This is a genomic window from Verrucosispora sp. CNZ293 (genome assembly GCF_002754655.1).
In genome coordinates, this window is the sequence record NZ_PEFR01000001.1 from 6043738 (window position 1) to 6059128 (window position 15391).

Here is a 15391-nt window from a genome sequence, read left to right on the forward strand (position 1 = left end):
CTGCGGAGATCGACGTCGGAGAATAACACATGGCAGTGGTACTGATAACCGTGGGTGACGTCGGGTTCGACCCTGCGTCGCCTTTCGGTCACCCTCAGCCGCTGTGCTCCTCGCGTAGGCCGACGCAGTCCTGCTGCCAGAAGGTGGCCGAGTAGACGAAGGTTCCGGTCATCCAGGGCTCGTACCCGGAAAGCCTCGCCACCTGGAAGGCGGGTGCCGGGATGCGCAGCGATGGTCGGCGAAAGCCCAGCTCGCCGGCGGCGGCGAAGCCGAGGCGGGAGTAGTACCCCGGGTCTCCCTCCAGGAAGACGGCGGGTACGCCCCGCTGGTCCAGCAGCCGCAGGCCGTGTCTGACGAGGGCGCCGCCGATGCCACGCCGCTGCCGGTCGGGAGTAACCGCGAGCGGGCTGAGCACCTGCACCGTCACGAGTCGACGCGGGGCATCGAGCAGGCTACGGGTGAACAACACGTGCCCGACGATCTCGCCATCCTCCTCCGCGACCAGGCTGAGGGCCTCCGGATCGTCGTCGCGCAGCGCCCGCACCAACGCCGCCACCACCTCACCGTGGCCGCCGAAGGCCAACCGGTGCAAATCGAGGACGGCATCCCGATCGGCTGCCAACTCGTCGCGTAGCTGCATGGTGGTGACCGTACGGCCGGCATCACGGCGCGGGCCAGTGATATCCGGTGCGGTGGTGGCGGACGCGTGTCCGGCGAGATCAAGCAGGCGTGTTATATTCACCAACATCAATACTTTAGGGGGTGGCATGAAGATCCGACTCGCGGTCGGGGCCGTACTCACCGCCGGTCTGGTCGCCGGCAGCGTCGGCGTCGCCGGCCTGGCCGGCGCGGTCCCGAACACCGAACGTCCCGCCGGTGCCCTCGACGACGCGCCACCCGCGCTGCTCGCCGTCGGCGACTTCGACTTCTCCCGACCCGAGACGATCGCCACCGGCCTCCAGGTGCCGTGGGGGATGGACTTCCTGCCGGACGGCAGCGCCCTGGTCGCCCAGCGTCCCACCGGGCAGGTGGTGCGGGTCCGGCCCGGTCAGTCGCCGGAGCCCATCGTCACCATCTCCGGTGTGACTCCGGTCAGCGAGGGCGGCCTGCTCGGCCTGGCCGTTTCGCCGACCTACGCCCAGGACGGCTGGATCTACGTCTACTTCACCACCGCGACCGACAACCGGATAGCCCGGTTCCGGCTCACCGCACCGCAGACCCAGCAGCCGATCCTCACCGGCCTGAACCGTGCGGCCATCCACAACGGCGGCCGGATCGCGTTCGGACCGGACGGAATGCTCTACGTCGGCGTCGGCGACGCCGGACAGACCGCCTCGGCGCAGGACCCGCAGAGCCGCAACGGAAAGATCCTGCGTATCCGGCCGGACGGCACCGCCCCGCCGGACAACCCGATCGCCGGGTCACCTGTCTACAGCCTCGGCCACCGCCACGTGCAAGGACTGGCCTGGGACGCCCAGGGCCGACTGTACGCCACCGAATTCGGCCAGAACACGTGGGACGAGATCAACCTGATCGTAGCCGGCGGCAACTACGGTTGGCCCACAGTGGAGGGGCGTGCCAACGACCCACGCTTCCGTGACCCGCTGCTCACCTGGACGCCTGCGGAGGCGTCCCCGAGCGGTGCGACGATCGCGGGGAACCGCCTCTTCGTGGCCAGCCTGCGGGGCAACCGACTCTGGAACGTGCCACTGAACGGCTCCGGGGGCGTCGGCACTCCCACCGCCGAGCTGGCGGGCAGCTACGGGCGGCTGCGCACCGTCGAGTACGGCCCGGACGGTTGGCTCTGGGTCACCACCAGCAACCGGGACGGCCGAGGCACCCCGGCCGCCACCGACGACCGCATCCTCCGCTTCCCACCCCGCGACGGCACCACGCCGCCCCCACCACGCCGCCCCCCACCACGCCGCCCCCCACCACGCCGCCCCCCACCACGCCGCCCCCGACCACGCCGCCCCCGACCACGCCCCCTCCCACCACGCCCCCTCCCACCACCGGGCCGGCTGCCTGCACGGTGAGTTGGACGGCGAACCAGTGGAACAACGGCTTCACCGCGGACGTCCGTGTCACCAACCGGGGCGCCGCCCTGACCGGCTGGACCGTGACCTGGTCGTTCAGCGGCAACCAGCAGGTCACAAACGCGTGGAACGCGCAGGTCACCCAGTCCGGAAGGAACGTGACCGCACGCAACGCCGCCTGGAACGGCAACCTGCCGACAAACGGCACGGTGAGCTTCGGCTTCCAGGCCACCTACTCCGGCACCAATGACCGCCCGACCAACTTCCAGCTCAACGGCACCCCCTGCCAGCCCACCTGACCACCCCGGTCCACCACCAACCCGAACCAGGTCGAGCCAATCTTGGACAGTTCCCTCCTTCACTGACGGGAACTGTCCAAGATTGACTGTGGTGCTCGCTGGCTCAGGCTGATGACCTGCCGCCGGTGCGACGCGACGGCAGGCGGTGCGCGCTCCGGCCCACGCATCTGGTGCGAAAGAATGACCACATGCTCCGATCACCGCGCGCGCTCCTGTTGGATTTCGGCGGAGTCCTGGCTGATGCTCCGCGACAGCCACCAGCACCACCGGAGCTGGTGCGGCGGTTGTTCGACGTGGTGGACGGCGCGGTGCCGGCGGAGCGGATCGCCGCCGATCTGACCGAGGGCGGCCGGGCCTATGCCCGGTGGCGCGACGACGTCGGCCGCTCCGGCGACCCGATCGAGCTGCCACACGCCCGGGTGTGGGCGGACTTCGTGACCCGTGCCTGGCCGGAGCGGGCCCGCGCGGCTGTCGAGGAAGCGGCGACCCCGTTGGCGTACGCCTGGGCCTGGCGACCGGAGTGGCACGTCCGTCCCGGGATCCCGGAGGTGCTGCGGGCCGCAGCCGATGCGGGACTGCCGATGGCGGTGGTCAGCAACGCCCTCTGCGGGGCGGCGCATCGGGACTTTCTCGCCACCGCCGGGCTGTCCGACCTGTTCGTGGCCGAGTTCTACAGCGACGAGGCCGGCCTTCGGAAGCCGAACCCCCGGCTGGCCTGGCTGGCGGCGGACGCCGTCGGTGTACCTGTCGGTGACTGCTGGTTCGTCGGCGACAGTGTGCACCGCGACGTGGCCTGCGCCCGTCGGGCCGGTGCCGGTGCCGCGATCCTGATGCGCTCGCCGCGCACCGACCGCGAGCCGTCCCACCCCGACCTACAGCCGGACGCCCGCACCGAAGACGGCCACGGCCTGCTGGCCCTACTGCGTCGGAGCCACGACGCCACCGACGAGCCGACGGTCAGGGACTGACGGCGGTTGGTGTTCGGCCCTACCGGGACCGGCAAGCCACTGAGCTGGGGGAGTGAGGGCGCGCCCGGCAGGATTCGAACCTGCGGCCTTGGGATTAGAAGTCCCCTGCTCTATCCGCTGAGCTACGGGCGCAACGTGGTATCGCGCGAGAAGGGTACCGCCGCCCGGGGCTCGTCCGGCGGAACGGGTGGTCAGGTCGCTGTCGTAGCCGTGGTGCCGGGCGGATGACGACAGTCGACGGGGTCAGGCGTCCGCGGGGAGTGCGCCTCCCCGGCCGGATGCGGCTCGTCCGCCGGGGGCCGGGGCTGCGGCGGGAGCGGGCGGCTGGTCGTCGGTCCGGCGCCGAGGAAGGCTTCGGCCCATCGGCCCACCTCGGCGAAGACCTTCTCGCGTACGGCGGGGCCGGAGAGTGTGAGGTCGTGCAGACCGCCGTCGAAGCGGGACACGGTGACGTGCTGGCCGAGGCGGGGTGCCCAGCGGACCATGTGTTCGACATCGAGGACGGCGTCGGCGAGCGTCGCCGCGTCCTGCCACTTCGTGCCCCGGAACGACCGGGTCGAGCAGGCGAGCAGCACCGGCACCGGGATGTTCAGGCCGGCGCGCAGTCGTCGCTGGCCGGTGCGGATGGCGTCCAGCCAGCCGGCCCGGACGGGGAAACCGGCAAGCGGCTTCCAGGCCAGGTCGTACGTCCATTCGCCGCGATGGTCGGCGTGCAGGCTCTCGCCGTACACGGTGCCGAGCCCGAACGGGAGGATGCGGTGCGGCGCCCTGCGGCCCAGGCGTGCGACGGCGGCCGCGAGGGGTCGCCGCACGAACCAGGGAGCGTTCAGGTCGAAGAACGGGCTGTTGAGGAACAGCCCGTCGACAAGCCCGGCGTCGCGTCGGGCGTCGGCCCACAGGGAGACGACCAGGCCGCCGGTGGAGTGGCCCATGGCCAGCAGGGTGTCGTGTCCGTCCTCGTCGCGGATGATCTGCGCGGCGGCGTCCAGTTCGGGGAAGTAGTCGCCGAGGTCGCGGCAGAAGTTGGGGGTCTGGTGCGGCAGCAGACTACGACCGTACTTGCGCAGGTCGAGGGCGTAGAAGTCCCAGCCACGCGCGGCGAAGAAGTCGGCCACGTGGGTCTGGAAGAAGTAGTCGACGAAACCGTGCACGTAGAGCACGGCGCGCCCGGTGGGGCGTTCGGCCCGGCGGCGGACCAGGGTCGCCACCACCGGGCCCTCGTCATCCCGGCCCAGGTCGATGATGTGCCGCTCATAGGGCGGGCCAAGCACGTCCGGTTCCACCCCGCCGACGGTACGCCGGCCGGCTACCGGGCGGTAGCCCCCGCCCACCCGCACCCGGCGGACGGGGGCCACCGCTTGTCAGTCCCCCACGGCCTCTCGGCCGGTGGGTTCGTGTGAGGTCGAGGCCCGCCCACGGTCGGGACCGTACGGCGACACCTGGTCGACCGGCACCGAGCGGTGCTCCCGCCGGGTCGAGGACGAACCGCCCTCGATCGGGCCGTCGCTGTCCTGGACCAGTCGGGTCTCGCCGCTGCGGCGCATCTCGGGTTGCTGCACGTTGGGCATGGCTGTCACCTCCACGGTGAGCGGGTGGCCGGTCGTCTACCGCCCGGCCACGCGGTCACCTCTCGTCGGTCGTTCCGGCACCGGCAAGCTCGTCGGTCGACGCGGCCGGGCCGGGCGGTTCGTTGACCCGCAGGTGCTTGTTGTTGCGGGGCTCCTGCCGGGTCTTCGAGTCGTTGAGCTGACGACGCAGGTCGTCGCGGACGTCGTTGAGCGCGGCGTGCAGATCCTCCTCGGTCGAGGTGGCGACCACCCGCTGCCGTCCGGCGATCCAGCATTCCAGGGTGACCTTCTGGCCCTTGGCCTCCCGGTCCTTCACCGACAGCTCCATGTCGGTGGCGTCGGAGTGGAAGCCGGCCAGGCGGGCGTCGAGGGTGCTGAACTGCTCGACGATGCGGTCCCGCTCGCGGTCGGCGAAGCCGGCGCCGAGCCGGAGGCACTGGGCCACGGTGGCCGGGTCCTGCACGGCGCTCATCGCTGCACCTGCCCCGCGAGGCGGGTGGAACGGGTGTTGGTCATCACCATGATCGCTGACCCTTTCGTTCGACGTCGTGCTCACAGGTGCGGTTGACGGAATCTCTACCCAGGTCGGCTCCGTCCGGAACGTGACCATTTCCGCCCCCTGTTGATCATCGGCGGTCGGCTGTCCGGGGGTCAGGGCCGATCGGCCTACCACATCGGGACCTTGATCAGGCGTTCGTCCACAGGTGGTCCGGCCATCCACAGCTGCCGCCTCCCGGGCTGCCCGCGACGGGCTCCGGGCCGCAGGCTCGGTGACGAGTCGACTCGCCGGAGACACGCCCCCGACCCCTTCGAGGAGGGACGATGTTCGATACCTACATGACGATTGTCGGAAATGTTCTGACCGCGCCGGAGTGGCGCCGCACCACGCAGAGCAACACCCTGGTGGCCAACTTCAAGGTCGCCTCGACCGCCCGACGCCTCGACCGCGACAGCGGTCGCTGGGTCGATGGCAACAGCCTGCGGGTACGCGTCAACTGCTGGCGCAAGCTCGCCGAGGGAGTTGCCGCCTCGGTGATGGTCGGCGACCCCGTGGTGGTCTGCGGCCGTCTCTACACCCGTGACTGGATCGACGACGCCGGCAACCATCGCACCCTGTACGAGTTGGAGGCCGTCGCGGTCGGCCACGACCTGTCCCGGGGGCGTGGCAGGTTCCTACGTAACCGGCCCGCCCTGGCCACCAGCGCGGTCTCCGACGCCGACGCCGAGCAGCGGGTGCACGGCGAGCCTACCGAGCCGGTGCCGGACGAGGAGGCGCCGGCCCGACCCGACCACCGTCCGGTCGACGAGGACTTCGAGTTGTCCGATCTGTCCGGCTTCGGAGCCGGTCTCGCCGGCCATCTCGACCCCGGTCCGTCCGGCCGGTTCGACCTGGGCTCGACGGACGGGTTCGATCCGGGCTCGACGCGCGGGGTCGGTCCGGGTTCGACGCGCGGAGTCGGCCCGGGTTCGACGGGTGGGTTCGACTCGTCCGGCACCGACCAGCCGTCGTCGGACGAGTTCGACGAGGTGGACGTCGCCGAGGCCAGCGTCTCCGACGACCTGGCTCCGGTGCCCACCGAAGCGACCGAGGCCGAGGCTGACTTGGCGGTGCGCCCGGAGGAATCGGGGGCGGGCGATGCCGCGACCGGTCGTGGCCGACGAGGGCGCGGCCGGCTGCCACAGCCGGCCTGACGGCGCGGCCGGCTGCCACAGCCGGCCTGACGGCGCGTGGGAACGTGCCCTCTGGCCGGCGTTGACCGGGCACGTCGCCCGACGGTGTGCGGCGCGGAGGCCCGCCGCTGGTGATCAGGTGACCGGGCAGGTGACATGTCCGGTCACCCACCAACCCGTGCTGGCGGCACTCGGGGGCGGCGGCGTGGGCGGCGTCCGCCGGGCCGAGCCGGGTGCTCGACTCGGCTAGGCTGGCCGCCCGGGGGTGATACGCCGTGCGACACGCGGGTGCGGTGGCGAACGCGACGGGACTCGTCGCGGGCTACGCGTTGGACGCCGTGTTCGGTGACCCTCGCCGGGGCCACCCGGTGGCCGGATTCGGCCGGGCCGCCGCCGCCCTGGAACGTCGTCTCTACCGGCCCGACCGATTTGCCGGCGGGGTCTTCGCCACGCTCTGCGTCGGGGCGCCGGTGGTGCTGGGTGTGGCCGCCACCGTCGGTACCCGGCACCGTCCGGTGGCCCGCACCGTGCTGGTCGCCGCCGGCACCTGGGCGGTGCTGGGCGGGCGCAGCCTGCGCCATGAGGCGAAGACGATGGGCCGGTCACTGCGCGGTGGTGACCTGCCGGCCGCTCGACAGCGGCTCGGGCACCTCTGCGGGCGGGATCCGTCGACGCTCGACGAGCCCGAACTCGCCCGCGCAACTGTGGAGTCGGTGGCGGAGAACACCTCCGACGCGGTGGTCGCTCCACTGGTCTGGGGCGCGGTCGCCGGGCTGCCCGGCCTGCTCGGCTACCGCGCGGCGAACACCCTCGACGCGATGGTCGGCCACCGTAACGTCCGTTACGCCCGGTTCGGTACGCCGGCTGCCCGCCTGGACGACCTGCTCAACCTGGTGCCCGCGCGGCTGACCGGGCTGCTGACCGTGGCGCTGGCACCGGTCGGCAAGGGCGACCGGGAACGGGCCTGGCGGGTGTGGCGGCGGGACCGCGACGACCATCCCAGCCCCAACGCCGGCCAGTGCGAGGCGGCGATGGCCGGGGCGCTTGGCGTACGGCTGGGTGGACGCAACGTGTACTTCGGCCGCACGGAGGTGCGTCCGTTCCTCGGTGACGGTCCACGTCCCGGGGCGCGGCACCTGGGCCGGGCCGCCCGGATTTCCCGGGCGGTCGGGCTGGCGGCGCTCGGTCTCGCGGCGGTGTACCCGCTGACCGCGGGGCGGCTGGTCGGCACCGCTTCCCGCCGCACGCTCCGACCGCTGCTGGCCCTTCGACCGCTCCCGGCCGTCCGGCCGCTCGGCGACATTCGACCGCTCCCGACGCTTCGAGCACTGCGGAGCCTGCGCCCGGTCCGGCTGCGGGGTCGTCGGTGACCGGTGGATTGCTGGTGGCCGGGACGACCTCGGACGCCGGCAAGAGCGTGCTCACCGCCGGCATCTGCCGGTGGCTGCACCGCCGAGGCGTGAAGGTGGCGCCCTTCAAGGCGCAGAACATGTCGAACAACTCCGCCGTGGTGCTCGGGCCCGACGGCCGGGGCGGCGAGATCGGTCGGGCGCAGGCGATGCAGGCGGCGGCCTGTGGGCTCGCGCCGGACCTGCGGTTCAACCCGGTGCTGCTCAAGCCCGGCAGCGACCTGGCCAGCCAGGTGGTGCTGCTCGGCCAGGCCGTCGACACGATCACCGCCGACACCTTCCGGACGCTGCGTCCCCGGCTCGCCGAGACCGCCTACGCGACCCTGGCCGAGTTGCGGTCGGAGTACGACGTGGTGATCTGTGAGGGGGCCGGCAGCCCGGCGGAGATCAACCTGCGCGACAGCGACTACGTGAACATGGGCCTGGCCCGGCAGGCACAACTGCCGGCGATCGTGGTCGGCGACATCGACAGGGGTGGCGTGTTCGCCGCCATGTTCGGCACCCTCGCCCTGCTCGATCCCGCCGACCAGGCACTGATCGCCGGCTTCGTGGTCAACAAGTTCCGGGGTGACCTGGGGCTGCTCGCCCCCGGGCTGACGATGCTGCGACAGCTCACCGGTCGCCCGACGTACGGGGTGCTGCCCTGGGCGTTGGACCTGTGGCTCGACGCGGAGGACTCGCTCGCGTACGGCCGGGTGCTCGGTCGCCCGGCGGCCCCGCGTGGCACCGAGTGGCTCGACGTGGCCGTGCTGCGGCTGCCCCGGATCAGCAACGCCACGGACGTCGAGGCGCTGGCGACCGAGCCGGGGGTGCGGGTGCGGTTGACAGTCGAGCCGGCCGAACTCGCCGCCGCCGACCTGGTGGTGCTGCCCGGCTCGAAGTCGACGGTGGCCGATCTGGCCTGGCTGCGGGAGACGGGCCTCGCCGACGCTGTCGCCGCGCACGTCGCGGCGGGCCGTCCGGTGCTCGGCATCTGCGGCGGCTACCAGATGCTGGCCCGGGCCATCCACGACCCGGTGGAGAGCGGGCAGGGCACCGTGCCCGCTCTCGGCCTGCTCCCCATCGAGATCACCTTCGACCGGCGCAAGACCGTCCGGCCCGCGGTGGGCAGCGTCGACCGTGCCGTCCCGGTCCACGGTTACGAGATCCACCACGGGTACGTCTCGACCGCCGACCCGCACCTGACCCCGTTGCTGCGCTACGCCGACGGTGCCGACGAGGGCGCGATGCACGGCGTCGTGCACGGCACCCACTGGCACGGAACGTTCGAATCGGACGAGTTCCGTCGCTGGTTCCTCACCCGGGTGGCCCGCCTCGCCGGGCGTACCGGATTCCAGGTCGCGCCGGACACGTCCTTCGCCGCCGCCCGGGAACGCAATCTCGACCTGCTCGGTGACCTGGTCGAGGAGCACCTCGACACCGACGCCCTGTGGCGGCTCATCGGAGAGGGGCCCCCGACCGACGTACCGTTCGTCCCACCCGGCGCCCCACGACGTTGACCTCGGGAACTGGCGTGCGAGGCCGGCGGGTACCGAGGAACTGATCCACTGTGACACGATCTCGTGATGGTCGATACCCGTCGCCGGAGCTGGCTCGCCCTGTTGCTTCCGGTCGCGCTCGCCGGCTGCGCCGGCACCGCAGATCCGGCAGGCAGCTCATCCCCGTCACCCGCCGCGTCCTACCGGGTCGTGGACGATCTCTGCACCAAGCTTGACCACCAGCCGCTGCTCGACGTGGCCGGCGGGACAACGCAGGTGCGGGACCGTCCCGACCGGCCGGACCGAAAGAGCTGCGTACTCAGCGCGGTGTCGAGGGACCCCCTGGCGATCCACGCGATCACCATCACCATGCGGGTCGCGGCGTCGACGGCGGAGGCCCGCGAGTCGCTGGGCGGTCCGCCGTCAGCCGGAGCGCAGGGCATCGCCCAGGAGGTCAGCGGGGTCGGTGACGGAGCCTGGGTGTCGATCCCACCGGACAACGGCCCGATGACCGATCCACCGGAGCCGTACGACGGGCCGGTGAAGTCCAGGATGGCGATGGCGGCGGCGATGGCCGGAACGGCCGTGGCCCACGTGCACCTCAACTTCATCGCGCCGCAGGTGCCGGACGATGCCCAGACCGAGGAGTTGGCGATGGAGTATGCCAGGCAAACCCTGGACCTGATGGCGGACTGAGTCAGGGGCGGACGTCGGCGGCCTGGTCGGAGAAGGGCAGGCCGGCCGATCGCCACGCCTCGACCCCGCCGATCATGTCGGTGGCCCGGTGCAGGCCGAGGGCGCGCAGGCTCGCGGCGGCGAGGCTGGAGCTGTAACCCTGACGGCACACCACGACGATCTCCAGGTCGTAGCCGGTCGCCTCGGGAATCCGCCAGTCACTGGCCGGGTCGAGCCGCCACTCCAGCACCGTCCGGTCGATCACGATGACGCCGGGCAGGTCGCCCTGTTCCCGACGCTGTGCGTCGGTGCGCGTGTCGATCACGAGCGCTCCCCGGGTCGCGGCCTGCACCGTCTCCTGCGGGGTCAACCGGGTCATGCCCGCGCGGGCCTGTTCCAGCAACGCCTCGACACCGGGACTCATCACGGAATGGGACACGCCACGATCATGCCGCCCGGCGGTGGGCCCTGCGGTCCGAAGTGGCCGGGGACAACCCGATCGGTAACGTCGGTGCCCGTGGTGGTGGTCTTCGAGGCGTACGCCGGGCTGGCCCGACGAGTGCTGGCCGAGGCGGGCCGGCTGGGGCCAACCCGGTTGGTGGCCGTCGACGGGCCCAGCGGTGCCGGCAAGACGGTTTTCGCGGCGCGCCTGGCCGACGCCCTCGCGGCTCAGCTGCCCGACGTCGCTCGGCCAGCTGTGGTGCACACCGACGACCTGCTCGACGGCTGGGACGACCAGCTCAGCTTCTGGGACCGGCTGGAGGAGCAGGTGCTGGCGCCGGTACGCGCCGGGCAGCCCGGTGCCTACCGGCGGTACAGCTGGGTGCGTCGGCGCTTCCTACCCGCCCTGGTGCCGGTTCCGGTCGCGCCGGTGCTGATCGTGGAAGGGGTCAGCGCGGCCCGGGCCGCCGTCGCGACGGACCTGACCCTGGCGGTCTTCGTCACCGCACCGCAGCAGTTGCGGCTGACCCGGGCGGTGGCCCGCGACGGTCCGGCGATACTTCCGGAACTGCGCCGCTGGCACGTCACCGAACGCGCCCACTTCGCCGCCGACGGCACGGAGGCCCGCGCCGACCTGGTCGTCGACGGCGCACCCGCCCTACCGCACGTCGCCGAGCGCTACTACTGCCGGATAGCGGTTGGCGACGCCGCCCGCGCCGTCCGGTAAGGCCGGCATACGATGCCGGTCATGACCACACCGATCATGACCGAGTCGGACCTGCGGGAGGCCGTGGCGCGGGAACTGCCCGGCGTCCGCGCCGACCTGGAGCGTCTCGTCCGCATTCCCGGCATCGCCTTCGACGGCTTCGACCACTCGCACCTGGAGCGATCCGCCGAGGCGGTGGCCGAGTTGCTGCGCGGCTGCGGTCTGGACGTGGAGGTGGCCCGGGCCGGTGGTCAGCCCGCGGTCATCGGCCGGAAGCCGGCGCCGCCCGGTGCGCCGACAGTCATGCTCTACGCCCACCACGACGTGCAGCCGATCGGCGATCCGACGTTGTGGGAGTCCGACCCGTTCGAGCCGGTGGAGCGGGACGGCCGGCTGTACGGGCGAGGTGCCGCCGACGACAAGGCCGGCATCATGGCGCACGTCGCGGCGCTGCGCGCGTTCGGTGACCGGCTGCCGGTCGGAGTGGTGGTGTTCGTCGAGGGGGAGGAGGAGTACGGTTCCGACTCCCTGGAGCGTCTGCTCGCCGAGCACCGGGACAAGCTCGCCGCCGACGTCATCGTGATCGCCGACTCGACCAACTGGGATGTCGGCGTACCGGCGCTGACCACGTCGTTGCGCGGCATCGTCAACTGCTTCGTCGAGGTGCGCACGCTGGACCACGCGGTGCACAGCGGCATGTTCGGCGGTGCCGTCCCGGACGCGCTCACCACCCTGGTCCGGCTGCTCGCCACCCTGCACGACGATGCCGGGAACGTCGCGGTGGCGGGGTTGGTCGGCCGGGAAGCGGCCCGCGTCGACTACCCCGAGGACCGGTTCCGGGCCGAGGCCGGGCTGGCCGACGGCGTGCGGCTGTTCGGCACCGGCCGGATCACCGACCGGCTGTGGACCAAGCCGGCGCTCGCGGTGCTCGGCATCGACGCCCCGGCCACCGGCGAGGCACCGAACGCGCTGGTCCCGGCGGCCAAGGCCAAACTGAGCGTACGGCTGGCGCCGGGCGACGAACCGAAGCAGGCGTACGAGGCCGTCCGCGCCCACCTGGAGAAGAACGCGCCCTGGGGGGCCCAGGTCGAGGTCACCTTCGAACACGACGGTGCCCCCTGCGTGATCGACGCCAGCGGCCCGATGTTCGACGCGGCCCGGGCGGCCTTCCGCGCCGCGTGGGACGGCACCGACGCGGTCGAGATCGGCGTCGGCGGCTCCATTCCGTTCATCGCGACCTTCCAGGAGATGTTCCCGCAGGCGGCGATCCTGGTGACCGGGGTGGAGGACCCGCACGCCCGGGCGCACGGGCCGAACGAGAGCCTGCACCTCGGCGAGTTCGCCCGGGTCTGCCTCGCCGAGGCGTTGCTGCTGGCCAGGGTGGCTGAGGCGGGTCGCGGGTGAAACCGTAACTTCGTGCCTACAGTGGCCGTTTCCGGTGTGTCGGACGCAGGGCTGTTGTAGCCTCTCGAACATGCGTACGAACGAGGTTCTGGCCCGCCTGGAGGCCGCCGTGATCGCTCTGGGGGACGTCGACGTCTCCGCGTGGCCCGACGACACGCTCAAGGAACAGCTCGGCGAGCTGTCCGCCGCCCTGGTCGCCCTGGACGCGTCGCTGTCCCGGATCGCCGACGGCGTGCGGGCCCGTGGGCTGCGGATCGAGGAACCGGTCCCGGTCTGACGTAGCGCCGGTTGTCGGTGGTGGCTGGCAGGATGAGGTCGTGCGCTTCCTTGACCTGGCTGCCACCTCCGCGGCCGTCGGCGCCACCAGTGGTCGCCGGGCCAAGGTGGAGCTGCTCGCCGACGCGCTGCGGCGGCTCGATCCGCCCGAGGTGGCGGCGGGCTCCGGCTGGCTCGCCGGTGAGCTGCGCCAGCGGCAGACCGGCATCGGCTGGGCCAGCCTGCGTGACCTGCCCCCGCCGGCGACCGTTCCGACGCTCACCGTGTCGGCTGTCGACGCCGCGATCGACGAGATCGCGGCCGTGCACGGCGCAGGCTCGCAGGCTCGCCGTCGGGCGCTGCTGCACGCGCTCTACGCCGCCGCCACCGCCGACGAGCAGCGTCTGCTGACCGGTTTGTTCCTCGGCGAGCTGCGGCACGGCGCCCAGGCCGGGCTGCTCGCCGACGCGGTCGCCCGGGCTGCCGGGGTCTCCGTCGCCGTGGTACGCCGGGCGTTGCTGCTCGCGGGAGACCTGCGGGCGGTGGCGGTGGCCGCCCTGGGCGGCGGGGCCGCCGCGCTCGCCGAGTTCGGGCTGCGGGTGGGCCGGCCCCTCGCGCCGATGCTGGCGCAGAGCGCGTCCACTGTCGACGAGGCGCTCGCCGCCACAGGTGTGCCGGCGGTGGTCGACGTGAAGCTCGACGGCATCCGCATCCAGGTGCACCGCAGTGGTGCCGACATCGCCGTGTTCTCCCGCAGCCTCGACGAGATCACCGCCCGGGTGCCCGAGGTGGTCGCCGCCGTGCGGAGTCTGCCCGCGCGGGAGATCGTCCTGGACGGGGAGGCCATCGGGCTGGACGCCACCGGCCGGCCGCTGCCGTTCCAGCAGACGTCAAGTGCCGCCGCCCGCCGGGCCGGCTCCGCTGCCGGGGCACCTGTCGCGCCGGCGGTGCGCGCCGCCGCCGAGCGCACCGGGGAGACGGTGCTCACGCCGTACTTCTTCGACCTGCTCCACCTCGACGGGGTCGATCTGATCGACCTGCCGGGTCGGGAACGCTGGGCGGCGCTGCGCGGCGCTGCCGACGCGTCGCTGCTGGTCGGGCGGATGGAGGTGGACGACCCGGAGCGGGCCGGCGAGGCGTTCGCCGCCGCGCTCGACGCGGGCCAGGAAGGCGTGGTGGTCAAGGCGCCCGACGCGCCCTACGACGCCGGTCGGCGCGGCGCGGCCTGGGTCAAGGTGAAGCCCCGGCACACCCTCGACCTGGTGGTGCTCGCCGTCGAGTGGGGCAGCGGCCGGCGTACCGGATGGTTGTCGAACCTGCACCTGGGTGCCCGTGACCCGGGCACCGGTGAGTTCGTGATGCTCGGCAAGACCTTCAAGGGGCTCACCGACGAGTTGCTGCGCTGGCAGACCGAGCGCTTCCTCGGCCTCGCGGTGGATCGCGGGGACTGGGTCGTCCGGGTCCGGCCCGAGCAGGTCGTGGAGATCGCCTTCGACGGTGTGCAGACCAGTTCGCGTTATCCCGGCGGGGTCGCGCTGCGATTCGCCCGGGTGGTCCGCTACCGGGACGACAAGACCGCAGCCGAGGCGGACACCATCGACGCGGTCCGCGCGATACACGTGGGCCGTCCGCCCGGGTGAACGGTCAGCTGGTGGCCGGCGTACCGGAGTCGGCGGCCCGGTCCCGGGGGCGCTCGTCGACCACCCCGGCGATCCGGCGGGCCTCGCGGCGGGCGACCCAGCCGTAGCCGACCACCGTCATCGCCGCGAAGATCCACCACTGGACGACGTAGCCGAGGTTCTGCCAGTTGTTGGCGTGGCCGATCGACACCGCCCGGAACGTCGGGTCGGCCGCCGGCGTCTGTTCGTCGAGGAGCAGGTACGCGCCGTGCACCGGGTACGGCAGCTCGCCGGCGAGCTGGGGGACGGAGACCCGGCGGCTCTCCACCCGTCCCTCGCGTCGGGACACCTTCGCGTCGCCGCTCTCGCTCGCGTGCACCCGACCCTCGACCGTCACCTCACCTGCCGGCGCCGGTGGCACGTCCGGCTGGGCCAGCGCCCCGCCGGGGGCCGGTGGGATCCAGCCCCGGTCCACCAGGACGGCGGTGCCGTCGGCCAGCACCAGCGGGGTGACCACCTCGAAGCCGACCCGGCTGTCGACGGTGCGGCCCCGCACCAGGACGATGTTGTCGGTGTCGTAGCGGCCGGTCACGGTGACCCGGGTGAAGGTCCGCTCCTGCGCCGGTGGCGGGCCGACGGTGCCCGGGCCACCGGTCGGCGCGGGCAGCGCCTCCCGCAGCGGTACCGGGTCCATCCGCAGGCCGGCGTCGATGCGCTCGTTGATCGCGGTGCGGCCGTGGTAGCGGTCCAGCTGCCAGTTGCCGAGCAGCACCATCACCGTGGCGGCGGCCAGGGCCAGCACGAGAAGGCCCAGCCAGCGCGGCGTCAGCAGGAACCGGTACACGCCACGAGATTACCCGTG

The 15391-nt window shown here is 72.6% G+C and carries 16 protein-coding genes, 1 tRNA gene and 1 pseudogene; 11 read left to right on the forward strand and 7 right to left on the reverse strand.

The window, feature by feature from the left end:
- Positions 1 to 94: 94 nt before the first annotated feature.
- The gene (locus tag CLT74_RS27560; RefSeq protein WP_099850262.1) at positions 95 to 640 is read right to left on the reverse strand and encodes a GNAT family N-acetyltransferase; all 546 of its coding nucleotides are present in this window, start codon (positions 638 to 640) and stop codon (positions 95 to 97) included.
- Between the two features lie 127 nt (positions 641 to 767).
- Between CLT74_RS27560 and CLT74_RS27565 the strand changes: the two genes are divergently transcribed.
- The 3 genes from CLT74_RS27565 (at position 768) to CLT74_RS27575 (ending at position 3303) form a co-directional block, all read left to right on the forward strand.
- Entirely contained in the window at positions 768 to 2036 is a 1269-nt protein-coding gene (locus CLT74_RS27565) for a PQQ-dependent sugar dehydrogenase (RefSeq protein ID WP_099850264.1), read from the forward strand.
- A complete protein-coding gene (locus CLT74_RS30945; RefSeq protein WP_199172272.1) occupies positions 2033 to 2335 on the forward strand; it encodes a cellulose binding domain-containing protein in 303 nt (100 codons plus the stop codon). The genes CLT74_RS27565 and CLT74_RS30945 overlap by 4 nt, the downstream gene beginning before the upstream one ends.
- 188 nt (positions 2336 to 2523) lie before the next feature.
- A complete protein-coding gene (locus tag CLT74_RS27575) occupies positions 2524 to 3303 on the forward strand; it encodes an HAD family hydrolase (protein ID WP_099850270.1) in 780 nt (259 codons plus the stop codon).
- Between the two features lie 59 nt (positions 3304 to 3362).
- Here CLT74_RS27575 and CLT74_RS27580 read toward each other — a convergent pair.
- The 4 genes from CLT74_RS27580 to CLT74_RS27595 form a co-directional block, all read right to left on the reverse strand.
- A tRNA-Arg gene (locus tag CLT74_RS27580) sits at positions 3363 to 3435 on the reverse strand.
- Positions 3436 to 3494: 59 nt separating this feature from the next.
- The gene (locus CLT74_RS27585; protein ID WP_099853106.1) at positions 3495 to 4586 is read right to left on the reverse strand and encodes an alpha/beta hydrolase; all 1092 of its coding nucleotides are present in this window, start codon (positions 4584 to 4586) and stop codon (positions 3495 to 3497) included.
- 78 nt (positions 4587 to 4664) lie between these two features.
- Positions 4665 to 4871, reverse strand: coding sequence for a hypothetical protein (locus CLT74_RS27590; RefSeq protein ID WP_143697209.1), 207 nt, complete (start codon positions 4869 to 4871; stop codon positions 4665 to 4667).
- A gap of 55 nt (positions 4872 to 4926) precedes the next feature.
- Positions 4927 to 5343, reverse strand: a complete 417-nt coding sequence (locus CLT74_RS27595; protein ID WP_099850274.1) for an HPF/RaiA family ribosome-associated protein — start codon at positions 5341 to 5343, stop codon at positions 4927 to 4929.
- A gap of 350 nt (positions 5344 to 5693) precedes the next feature.
- Here CLT74_RS27595 and CLT74_RS27600 point away from each other — a divergent pair, with 350 nt between their 5' ends.
- The 4 genes from CLT74_RS27600 (at position 5694) to CLT74_RS27620 (ending at position 10125) form a co-directional block, all read left to right on the forward strand.
- Positions 5694 to 6563: a single-stranded DNA-binding protein gene (locus tag CLT74_RS27600; protein WP_099850276.1), complete on the forward strand. Its 870-nt coding sequence runs from the start codon at positions 5694 to 5696 to the stop codon at positions 6561 to 6563.
- Between the two features lie 254 nt (positions 6564 to 6817).
- Positions 6818 to 7912 (forward strand): cobalamin biosynthesis protein, encoded by a 1095-nt coding sequence (locus CLT74_RS27610; RefSeq protein ID WP_099850280.1) that lies wholly within the window; start codon positions 6818 to 6820, stop codon positions 7910 to 7912.
- A complete protein-coding gene (locus CLT74_RS27615) occupies positions 7909 to 9450 on the forward strand; it encodes a cobyric acid synthase (protein WP_099850282.1) in 1542 nt (513 codons plus the stop codon). Before CLT74_RS27610 ends, CLT74_RS27615 begins: the two co-directional genes overlap by 4 nt.
- A gap of 66 nt (positions 9451 to 9516) precedes the next feature.
- Positions 9517 to 10125, forward strand: a complete 609-nt coding sequence (locus CLT74_RS27620) for a hypothetical protein (RefSeq protein WP_099850284.1) — start codon at positions 9517 to 9519, stop codon at positions 10123 to 10125.
- 1 nt (position 10126) lies between these two features.
- Here the strand turns inward: CLT74_RS27620 and CLT74_RS27625 are convergent, their stop codons facing one another.
- Complete coding sequence (locus CLT74_RS27625; protein ID WP_099850286.1) at positions 10127 to 10528, reverse strand: rhodanese-like domain-containing protein; 402 nt, start codon at positions 10526 to 10528, stop codon at positions 10127 to 10129.
- Here CLT74_RS27625 and CLT74_RS27630 point away from each other — a divergent pair.
- The 4 genes and pseudogenes from CLT74_RS27630 to CLT74_RS27645 all read left to right on the forward strand — a co-directional run.
- Positions 10463 to 11319: pseudogene (locus CLT74_RS27630) on the forward strand (uridine kinase family protein); the annotation flags it as partial. The gene CLT74_RS27625 and the pseudogene CLT74_RS27630 overlap by 66 nt on opposite strands.
- The gene (locus CLT74_RS27635) at positions 11309 to 12655 is read left to right on the forward strand and encodes a dipeptidase (RefSeq protein WP_199172434.1); all 1347 of its coding nucleotides are present in this window, start codon (positions 11309 to 11311) and stop codon (positions 12653 to 12655) included. The pseudogene CLT74_RS27630 and the gene CLT74_RS27635, both read left to right, overlap by 11 nt.
- 70 nt (positions 12656 to 12725) lie before the next feature.
- Positions 12726 to 12932 (forward strand): hypothetical protein, encoded by a 207-nt coding sequence (locus CLT74_RS27640; protein WP_099850291.1) that lies wholly within the window; start codon positions 12726 to 12728, stop codon positions 12930 to 12932.
- Between the two features lie 40 nt (positions 12933 to 12972).
- On the forward strand, positions 12973 to 14550 hold the full coding sequence (locus tag CLT74_RS27645; RefSeq protein WP_099850293.1) for an ATP-dependent DNA ligase: 1578 nt from the start codon (positions 12973 to 12975) through the stop codon (positions 14548 to 14550).
- Positions 14551 to 14554: 4 nt separating this feature from the next.
- Here CLT74_RS27645 and CLT74_RS27650 read toward each other — a convergent pair whose 3' ends face one another.
- The gene (locus tag CLT74_RS27650; protein WP_099850295.1) at positions 14555 to 15373 is read right to left on the reverse strand and encodes an SURF1 family cytochrome oxidase biogenesis protein; all 819 of its coding nucleotides are present in this window, start codon (positions 15371 to 15373) and stop codon (positions 14555 to 14557) included.
- Positions 15374 to 15391: the final 18 nt, after the last annotated feature.

Bases quoted from the DNA above. Each gene is read 5' to 3' on its own strand.
- CLT74_RS27565 (WP_099850264.1), top strand. From the start codon at position 768: ATGAAGATCCGACTCGCGGTCGGGGCCGTACTCACCGCCGGTCTGGTC.
- CLT74_RS27600 (WP_099850276.1), top strand. From the start codon at position 5,694: ATGTTCGATACCTACATGACGATTGTCGGAAATGTTCTGACCGCGCCG.
- CLT74_RS27620 (WP_099850284.1), top strand. From the start codon at position 9,517: ATGGTCGATACCCGTCGCCGGAGCTGGCTCGCCCTGTTGCTTCCGGTC.
- CLT74_RS27625 (WP_099850286.1), bottom strand. From the start codon at position 10,528: ATGAGTCCCGGTGTCGAGGCGTTGCTGGAACAGGCCCGCGCGGGCATG.
- CLT74_RS27575 (WP_099850270.1), top strand. From the start codon at position 2,524: ATGCTCCGATCACCGCGCGCGCTCCTGTTGGATTTCGGCGGAGTCCTG.
- CLT74_RS27560 (WP_099850262.1), bottom strand. From the start codon at position 640: ATGCAGCTACGCGACGAGTTGGCAGCCGATCGGGATGCCGTCCTCGAT.
- CLT74_RS27595 (WP_099850274.1), bottom strand. From the start codon at position 5,343: ATGAGCGCCGTGCAGGACCCGGCCACCGTGGCCCAGTGCCTCCGGCTC.
- CLT74_RS27590 (WP_143697209.1), bottom strand. From the start codon at position 4,871: ATGCCCAACGTGCAGCAACCCGAGATGCGCCGCAGCGGCGAGACCCGA.
- CLT74_RS27640 (WP_099850291.1), top strand. From the start codon at position 12,726: ATGCGTACGAACGAGGTTCTGGCCCGCCTGGAGGCCGCCGTGATCGCT.
- CLT74_RS27635 (WP_199172434.1), top strand. From the start codon at position 11,309: ATGACCGAGTCGGACCTGCGGGAGGCCGTGGCGCGGGAACTGCCCGGC.